Below are 8,099 nucleotides of genomic sequence, written 5' to 3'. Positions count from 1 at the left end.
TGAAAAACAGTATTTCATGAAGCTCGGGGCTGTCTAGGAAACCCGGGGCGATTCAAAAGCATCTTCGTCGCCAACCAGATCACCATGACTTACAGTCACGTGGACCGCATCGTATTCGGGGGCATTGTGCCGCTTGGCGCGCCGATCAGCCTGCCGGATCTAGGCAAGACCTTCGGCACGGCCTATTTCCTCGAGCGCCGCGAGATGGGCGTGATCAACATCGGTGGAGACGGCAGCATCGTGGTTGATGGCGTGACCTACGACGTGGGGCACGAAGAGGCTCTCTACATTAGCAAGGGCGCCAAGGAGTTGGGATTCTCGAGCACGGATGCAGGCAACCCGGCCAAGTTCTACTACAACAGCACGCCGGCGCATGCGAGCTATCCGCATAAGAAGGTCACCCGCGAGATGGCCAGCCCGCAGACTATGGGAGACGCCAAGACCTCGAACCGGCGCACGATGAACAAATATATCGTGCCGGGAGTCGTAGACTCCTGCCAGCTGATCATGGGCCTGACCAAGCTAGAGGAGGGCAGCATGTGGAATACCATGCCTTGCCATACGCACGAGCGGCGCATGGAGGTCTATCTGTACTTCAACATGAGCCCGGATGCCGTGGTCTTCCACATGCATGGAGAGCCGACCGAAACCCGCCATCTCGTGATCCGCAACGAGCAGGCCGTGATCTCTCCGTCATGGTCCATCCACACGGGTGTGGGTACCCAGTCCTACACCTTCATCTGGGAGATGGCCGGAGAAAACCAGACCTTCCCGGATATGGATCACGTAGCCATGACCACATTGAAGTAACACGATGAAACGCCTGCTCCGGGTGAGCAGGCTGCCCATCTTCGTGCCGCGACCATCAGGCTTCGGTACGCGCCTCGCGGGTCATCAGCTGTTCAATGGCATCGCGTGGCGCAAGCCGTCCCTGGATCACTTCATGTACTGCCCGCGTGATGGGCATGTCGACGCCCAGTGCGCTGGCGCGCTCCACCACGGTCGCGGTGGTCAGCACGCCTTCGGCGACGTGACCCAGATCCATCAGGATCTGCTCCAGGCTTTTCCCCTCGGCAAGCGCCAGACCCACACGGCGATTGCGGGACAGGTCGCCGGTACAAGTCAGGATAAGATCGCCCATGCCAGCCAGCCCCATCAGCGTTTCGCGGCGTCCGCCCAGTGCTTCGCTGAGGCGGGCGATCTCCGCCAGGCCACGAGTAACCAGCGCAGCACGTGCGTTGAGCCCGAACCCCAAGCCGTCGGAGATACCGGCAGCAATCGCGAGTACGTTCTTTACGGCACCCCCGATTTCTGCGCCAACCACGTCATCGTTGGCGTAGAGACGAAGGCGGGGGTGCATCAATTGCGCTACCCATGCACGGGCAAAGGTCAGTTCGGTTGCTGCGAGCGTGATCGCGCAAGGAAGGCCAACGGCGACCTCTTGGGCAAAGCTCGGCCCGGTCAGCACACCACGCCCGACCGAAGGCGCAAGGAACTCCTCGGCGACCTCATGCGGCAGCTTGCCTGTTCCAGCTTCGAAACCCTTGCAGGCCCAGAAGACAGGCAGAGCAGGGCAGGTCTGCGCCAGTCTTGCCAATGTCGGCCGCAGGCCCGCGACGGGAGTCACGATCAGTGCAAGATCGGCCGTCTGGCAAGACAATTCAAAATCCGCACTGATGATCAGATCAGAATGGAACGCGATATCGGGCAGATAGCGTTGATTGCGTCGCTCGGCCTGCATCTGTGCCACATGGTCAGCCTCGATGCTCCATAACGTGACCTGATGACCACTACTGGCATAGGAATTGGCGAGCGCGGTACCCCAGGCGCCCGCGCCCATGACGACAAGTCGGGACAAGTTCAGATTCCCCAGATGGAGCGAATGGAAATGAAGCCGGCCTGGCCATCCTGGTGGCGAACCTTCAGCCAGGAGCCTGCCGGGCTTTCCAGGACTTCAAGCAATACGTCACGACCTACCACAAGCACTTCCGGGGCGTTTTCGTCCGGACTTTCTCGCAAGCTGGCCCGCGCTTCCGTAACGATCACCTGGCGAGCATCACCGAGCTGGGAACTCTCAACCCAACCCAGTCCGCCCGAGGCTTCGCGAACCTTGACCCAGCGATTGATCGAAACGATGACTTCAACCGGGGTGCCACGCCGCAGAATGAACAGCGACGTGGCCTTAGTGGAGCCGGCATCGTAGACAATCGCGTGCTCGGTGACGTTTTTGTAGTCAAAGGCCTGCGCTGCCAGCGGCGCTGCCAACAGGGAAAGCAGGAAGCAGATACGCTTGATCACGGGCCAGCCACCTATACAGAAGTTACTGGATGGGGACTTCAATCTTGGGCTGTTCGGCGGCCAGTTGTTGCTGGCGTGCCTCATACATGGCCTCGAAGTTGACAGGCGAGAGCAGCACCGGCTGGAAGCCTGCGCGGGTCACGGCATCTGATACGGCTTCACGAACATACGGGAACAGGATGTTTGCGCAGCCGATGAGCAGAATGGGCTCAAGTTCTTCCTGAGGCACGTTGCGGATCTGGAAAACGCCGCTTTGGGCCACTTCGACCAGGAACAGGACCTTTTCGTCTTCTGCAATCTTGGCCGTTACAGTAACCGAGAGAGTGACTTCGTAGAAACCGTCGCCCACGATACCGGCCTGTGTGGCGATATCCACGTTTACTTCAGGCGTCGTCGCATCAAGGTAGATGGCCGGAGCGTTCGGCACCTCCAGCGACAAATCCTTGACGTAGAGCTTCTCGATCTTGAAGACGGCTTGTTGTGCTTGATCCATGGTGTATTTGTCCGTTTGTGATTGTGTAGTTTTATGAGGCTCCGGGATCGCCTCTGATGAGCAGGCTCCGCCGCCCGGCAGCGTGGCGAGGCGCATTCCGATCAGGGATTCCCGGCGAGCAGAGAATCCAGCTTGCCTTGTTGCTCCAGGGCATAAACATCGTCACACCCTCCAACATGGGTCGTACCGATGAAGATCTGTGGCACCGTGCGACGCCCGGTCAGGCTCATCATGCGCTCACGCAGTGCGGGATCGAGGGATCGAGATCGACACGCAGCTTTTCGATCTCCTCGACCCCCTTACGGCGCAACAACTGCTCAGCACGTATACAGTAGGGACATACGGCCGACGTATACATGAGAACCTGCTGACTCATGCAGCAGCCCCCGTTTTGGCGCTGCTCAGAGGTTGTCCGGCATCCTTCCAGGCGCGGATGCCACCGGAGAGTTTGAACACCTGCTCAAAACCGGCCTTGTGCAATACGCCCATGGCCCGTTGTGAGCGAGAGCCGTTGTCGCACAGCACGATGACAGGGCGGCTGCGCAGGCGGGAAAGCTCTTCGATGCGCTTGGGCAGTTCACCAGCCGGGATATGGCGGGAGTCCGCAACATGTTGCGCATCGCGCTCAGCCTGCTCACGCACATCGAGCAATACCGCATTCTGCCGATTAATCAGCATCACGGCCTGGGACGGCGTGACCGAATTGGCGCCAGAACCCCGCAGGATGGGAAGGAGTAGGGCAAGACCGCTGACGATAGCCAACGTAATGAGAAAGATGTTCTGCAGGAAGAAATCCATGATTGCACTTCGACTGGGCGGTTCAGACTCCTGAACCGGATCAAAAACACCGCCGAAAGGCGCCTTGCAGGCGCATCCCCGGCGAGGGGATTCGATACAATACCATCTTTGCTGCAACGCGCGCTTGACGTGCGTAGCGTGTCCCTTTTCTCTCTGTCCCCTCAAAGGTTGCTTTCATGTACAAGATCGTATTGATGCGCCACGGTGAATCCACCTGGAATCTGGAAAACCGCTTCACGGGCTGGACCGACGTGGATCTCACGCCGCGCGGTGTCGAAGAAGCCCAGATCGCAGGTAAGCTGCTAAAGGAAAAGGGATTCGCCTTCGATATCGCCTACACGTCGATGCTCAAGCGCGCCAACAAGACCTTGAACGGAGTGCTCGAGGAGCTCGATCAACTGTGGATCCCGGTGGAGCACAACTGGCGTCTGAACGAACGCCATTACGGAGCCTTGCAAGGATTGAACAAGTCAGAAACCGCAGCCAAGTTCGGTGAGGAGCAAGTGCTGGTTTGGCGTCGTTCCTACGATGTGCCCCCGCCCGCGCTGGAGCTGGACGACCCCCGCATGGAAGACAAGGCTCCCCGGTATGCGGACATGAAGCCGGGCGAATTTCCCCGTACCGAATGCCTGAAGGATACCGTGGCCCGTTTCGTTCCTTACTGGACCGACGTGATCGCTCCGGTAGTCAAGAGTGGCAAGCGCGTGATCATCGCCGCGCACGGCAACAGCCTGCGCGCATTGGTCAAGTATCTCGACAACATGAGCGAAGAAGCCATCCTCAAACTCAACATCCCCACGGCTCAACCGCTGGTGTATGAACTGGATGCCGATCTGAAGCCGATCAAGAGCTACTACCTGGCCGATCCGTCCGTGATCGAGGCCGCGATGAACGCCGTGGCAAATCAGGGCAAAGCCAAGTGAGTTTTCAGGCAGGCCTCGCTATTCTGGCTCTGAGCGGAGCCTGCCTGATTTCCATTCCGGCGTTTGCAGCCACGCCGGCAGAAGCGCGACAGCAAGAACTGAAGACGTTGCGTGATCACATCCGCAGCGTTCAGAAGGAAATCGCTCATGGCGAAGAGCATCAGGAAGAGGCCAGCGACGGATTGGCCGTTGCCGACAAGGCCATCTCCTTCGCGCAGGCCAGGCTGCGAGAACTGACTCAGCAGCGCACCCGTATTGAAGGTGAAATTGCACGCCTCCAGAGCGAACAGCAAGCGCTGGAAACACGAATTGCCCGGTTGCGCAAACAGCTTGGGGATGCCATCTACCGCCTCTATGTAGAAGGTGGGCAGGCGGGCACCCGGCGACTACTCAGCGGGGACGATCCGAACCAGATTGCACGTGACGCGCATTACATCGAACAGATCGCCAAGCAACGGGCTGCTGCCATTGATGAAGCTCGAGCAGCACGTGTAGCGCTGGACAATGTCCTCGCGCAAGCAGAAACCAAGCATGCTGAACTGAAATCACTGGAGGCGAGTCAACGCGAAACCCAACGCAGCCTGCAACGCGAACGCCAGCGACAAAGTGAGGTCCTACACCAGATATCGACTCAGTTGCGTGATCAGCGCAGACAGATAGAGCGCCTGAAAAACGATGAGACTCGTATCGAGAAGTTGCTGCGGGGGCTCGAACGTATCGCCCGCAGCACTCCTCGTCCCACGCCGCCTGTCACCGGGGTGGAGCCAGCCAACCGTGCAGTACAGGGAGGAGGTGTCTTTGCTGCCCAACGTGGCAACTTGCCCTGGCCCGTCAAGGGATCGCTGACACATCGGTTTGGGTCTCCGCGGGAAGAAGGCCTCACGCAGTGGCGCGGGATCTTTTTGAAGGCTACACGTAATGCAGAAATACATGCCGTGGCAGCGGGCCGTGTCGCCTTCTCCGACTGGTTACGAGGCTTTGGCAATCTGGTGATCATCGATCATGGTGACGATTACCTCAGCGTATACGGAAACAACGAGGCCATCTTCAAACTTGCAGGCGATGAGGTGAGTGCCGGCGAGGTCATCGCCAGCGCCGGCAGCAGCGGTGGGCAGGATGAATCAGGTTTATACTTTGAAATACGACATCGCGGACAACCGCAGGATCCGTCCCGCTGGCTGACTGCGAAATAACCCCCAACGGAGCAACAATGAGCAGACTCAAACAGGCAGGCTTGGTTCTCAGCGGCGTATGTGCCGGTGTATTGATCAGCCTGACCGTCGCCACCAGTGCGAGCCGTGAGACTGCGGTCAGCAGCCTGCCGGTAGATGAGACGCGTAATCTGTCCGATGTCTTCAACAGCATCAAGCAGCATTACGTCGAACCTGTGGACGACAAAAAACTGATCAACGATGCGATCAGCGGCATGGTCGCCGGTTTGGATCCGCATTCGGCCTATCTCGATCAAGAGGCTTTCCGTGACATGCAGATTTCGATCAAAGGCGAGTTCGGTGGCCTTGGGATAGAAGTCACGATGGAAGACGGGTTGGTCAAGGTGGTCAGTCCGATAGAAGACACTCCCGCCTTTCGTGCCGGGGTAAAGGCTGGTGATCTGATCTTCAAGCTCGATGACAAACCTGTGCGTGGTCTGAGCCTGAACGACGCCGTAAAGCTGATGCGCGGTCAGCCCAAGACGGACATTCTTGTCACCATTCTGCGTAAAGGCGAAAGCAATCCGATTAAAGTCAAGCTGACGCGCGAAGTGATCAAGGTGCGTAGCGTGCGTTCCAAGGTTGTGGAGCCCGGTTATGGCTACCTGCGCGTTGCGCAATTCCAGGAGCAGACCACCGCTGATCTGGCACGCCATATCGATGATCTCTATAAGGGCGGCGAACTCAAGGGGCTGGTGCTGGATCTGCGCAACAACCCGGGCGGCCTGATTGATGCCGCTGTTGGCGTATCTGCAGCATTCCTGCCCGCCAAGAGCCTGGTTGTGTACTCGGAGGGCCGTATTGCAGATGCGCGACGCAAGTATCACGCGATCCCCGAAGAGTATGGCCGCGGGCAGGGCGATGTATTGCGCAACCTTCCCAAGGGCATAAAGAATGTCCCTATGGTTGTGCTGGTCAATGGAGGTTCTGCATCTGCATCGGAGATCGTGGCAGGCGCCCTGCAAGACTACAATCGAGCCAAGATTCTCGGCATTCGGAGTTTTGGTAAAGGTTCAGTGCAATCGATCTTCCCCATCGTGAGTGGTGAAAGTGCGGTCAAGCTCACGATCGCGAAATACTTCACTCCGAATGGCCGCTCGATCCAGGCCAAGGGTATCGATCCGGATTATGTGGTTGATGAAACCTCCAATGGTTCGTCCGAACCTCTTTTCCGTGAGGCGGATTTGCTCAGACATCTGAATAATCCAGCGGAGCAGTCCGCGCCTGCGGAAAATGCAGCACGCCAGAACAATGGTCGAAACCGTAATGGAAACAATAGCGCGGAGATCGAGCGCTTTGAGCCGGCCGGCAAGGGTGATCTGCAATTCGAGCAAGCCATGAATCTGCTCAAAGGGCTGCCTGTGGCAACCCGGAAGCCCGAAAGTGAAGGTCAGGAACCATCGGCAGCGGCCTCGACGCCGATTAAAACTCCCTGACAGCCCAGCACCAGACAGCCTTGTGCCGACTCAAGCACAAGGCTGTCTCGAACGGAGGTGACGAGCCATGATGCGCAGGGAAACCGCTTACAAGCTAGCCGGCCGCAATCATCAGCATGGCGATGCATTAGCCGATTCGGTGCAACATCACGACCTGCGTCTGGCAGCCTTACCATTAGGGCAAAGGCAGACGGCACTGCGGATGCTGCAGGACATACCTCACCTGAAAGCAGAAGCCTCCGATCACCCTTGCGGTATTCGGCTGTGTTATGACCTTGCACATCACCATCTCGCAGGCATCGAATCCCTGCTTGAATCTCAAGGAATCCGTCTAGACAATTCTCTCGTCTCACGCCTCAAGCGTTCCTTGGTACGTTTTGTAGAGGAGACTCAGGTTCGTAATGCGAGCTCTCCCCAACGCCTGATCAAACAATCAAACCAAGTCTATGTAAAGGCTTACGAGCACCATCCACACGGCGATAGGGACGAAACCCCGCCGGAGCTGCGTGAATTCAAATGATTCACGCAGCGGCCGCAGAAGAAGCTCAATGCAGGGTAGGGGGAGCAAATAGCGCCAATGCCTCATCGGCCGAGAAACGATATCGATGATTCGACAATTCATCCTCAATGCTCACTTCGCCGTGCTCGTCCAATAGGCGACGAACCTCTGCCTCCCCCAGACTCCGTAAGATATCGGCAATCTTTTCACGATCAGGCGGGAAGTCATGCCTTACATCGCGAGAGCTGTACACTCTGACAGCCTCCTCAGCGAACAAACGCCTCAAAACTTCATGTACGTCGAGTGACGCCAGTTCATCTGGACGTACAGTGTTCGCCAACTGAAGGACACGGTTCCAACCGTCTGCGTCACGCAAATCAGCGCCTTGAATCGCCCCGGGTTTCCTAGACAGCCCCGAGCTTCATGAAATACTGTTTTTCA

10 protein-coding genes and 1 pseudogene are annotated in these 8,099 nt (G+C 57.8%); 5 read left to right on the top strand and 6 right to left on the bottom strand.

The features are described from left to right. Window positions 1-60: 60 nt before the first annotated feature. Complete coding sequence (kduI, locus tag BGI27_RS16990; RefSeq protein WP_095525980.1) at window positions 61-810, top strand: 5-dehydro-4-deoxy-D-glucuronate isomerase; 750 nt, start codon at window positions 61-63, stop codon at window positions 808-810. A 55-nt stretch (window positions 811-865) separates the two neighbouring features. Here the strand turns inward: kduI and BGI27_RS16985 are convergent, their stop codons facing one another. From BGI27_RS16985 to BGI27_RS16965, 5 genes and pseudogenes are all read right to left on the bottom strand, one after another. After that, window positions 866-1,864: an NAD(P)H-dependent glycerol-3-phosphate dehydrogenase gene (locus BGI27_RS16985; protein ID WP_095525979.1), complete on the bottom strand. Its 999-nt coding sequence runs from the start codon at window positions 1,862-1,864 to the stop codon at window positions 866-868. Beyond that, window positions 1,861-2,298, bottom strand: a complete 438-nt coding sequence (locus BGI27_RS16980) for an SH3 domain-containing protein (RefSeq protein WP_223871884.1) — start codon at window positions 2,296-2,298, stop codon at window positions 1,861-1,863. Before BGI27_RS16980 ends, BGI27_RS16985 begins: the two co-directional genes overlap by 4 nt. Window positions 2,299-2,320: 22 nt before the next feature. Further along, the gene (gene secB / locus BGI27_RS16975) at window positions 2,321-2,791 is read right to left on the bottom strand and encodes a protein-export chaperone SecB (RefSeq protein ID WP_095525977.1); all 471 of its coding nucleotides are present in this window, start codon (window positions 2,789-2,791) and stop codon (window positions 2,321-2,323) included. Window positions 2,792-2,892: 101 nt separating this feature from the next. Then, a pseudogene (grxC, locus tag BGI27_RS18945) lies at window positions 2,893-3,167 on the bottom strand (glutaredoxin 3). Then, entirely contained in the window at window positions 3,164-3,589 is a 426-nt protein-coding gene (locus tag BGI27_RS16965) for a rhodanese-like domain-containing protein (protein ID WP_095525976.1), read from the bottom strand. The pseudogene grxC and the gene BGI27_RS16965 overlap by 4 nt, the downstream one beginning before the upstream one ends. 176 nt (window positions 3,590-3,765) lie before the next feature. On the opposite strand from BGI27_RS16965, the gene gpmA reads away from it, so the two are divergent. The 4 genes from gpmA (at window position 3,766) to BGI27_RS16945 (ending at window position 7,679) form a co-directional block, all read left to right on the top strand. Continuing rightward, window positions 3,766-4,512, top strand: a complete 747-nt coding sequence (gpmA, locus tag BGI27_RS16960; protein WP_095525975.1) for a 2,3-diphosphoglycerate-dependent phosphoglycerate mutase — start codon at window positions 3,766-3,768, stop codon at window positions 4,510-4,512. Further along, a complete protein-coding gene (locus tag BGI27_RS16955) occupies window positions 4,509-5,705 on the top strand; it encodes a murein hydrolase activator EnvC family protein (protein ID WP_095525974.1) in 1,197 nt (398 codons plus the stop codon). Before gpmA ends, BGI27_RS16955 begins: the two co-directional genes overlap by 4 nt. A 17-nt stretch (window positions 5,706-5,722) precedes the next feature. Further along, window positions 5,723-7,159, top strand: a complete 1,437-nt coding sequence (locus tag BGI27_RS16950) for a S41 family peptidase (RefSeq protein WP_095525973.1) — start codon at window positions 5,723-5,725, stop codon at window positions 7,157-7,159. Window positions 7,160-7,226: 67 nt separating this feature from the next. Next, window positions 7,227-7,679: a hypothetical protein gene (locus BGI27_RS16945; protein ID WP_141239790.1), complete on the top strand. Its 453-nt coding sequence runs from the start codon at window positions 7,227-7,229 to the stop codon at window positions 7,677-7,679. Window positions 7,680-7,704: 25 nt separating this feature from the next. Here the strand turns inward: BGI27_RS16945 and BGI27_RS16940 are convergent, their stop codons facing one another. Continuing rightward, complete coding sequence (locus tag BGI27_RS16940; protein ID WP_223871883.1) at window positions 7,705-8,034, bottom strand: Hsp33 family molecular chaperone HslO; 330 nt, start codon at window positions 8,032-8,034, stop codon at window positions 7,705-7,707. Window positions 8,035-8,099: the final 65 nt, after the last annotated feature.

It is taken from the genome of Candidatus Dactylopiibacterium carminicum (genome assembly GCF_014736495.1).
In the GTDB taxonomy this organism is placed as follows: domain Bacteria; phylum Pseudomonadota; class Gammaproteobacteria; order Burkholderiales; family Rhodocyclaceae; genus Uliginosibacterium; species Uliginosibacterium carminicum.
Note: the sequence above shows the minus strand (reverse complement) of the source record. Positions and strands in the feature narration are given on the sequence as shown.

Bases quoted from the DNA above. Each gene is read 5' to 3' on its own strand.
- secB (WP_095525977.1), bottom strand. From the start codon at position 2,791: ATGGATCAAGCACAACAAGCCGTCTTCAAGATCGAGAAGCTCTACGTC.
- BGI27_RS16965 (WP_095525976.1), bottom strand. From the start codon at position 3,589: ATGGATTTCTTCCTGCAGAACATCTTTCTCATTACGTTGGCTATCGTC.
- gpmA (WP_095525975.1), top strand. From the start codon at position 3,766: ATGTACAAGATCGTATTGATGCGCCACGGTGAATCCACCTGGAATCTG.
- BGI27_RS16950 (WP_095525973.1), top strand. From the start codon at position 5,723: ATGAGCAGACTCAAACAGGCAGGCTTGGTTCTCAGCGGCGTATGTGCC.
- BGI27_RS16945 (WP_141239790.1), top strand. From the start codon at position 7,227: ATGATGCGCAGGGAAACCGCTTACAAGCTAGCCGGCCGCAATCATCAG.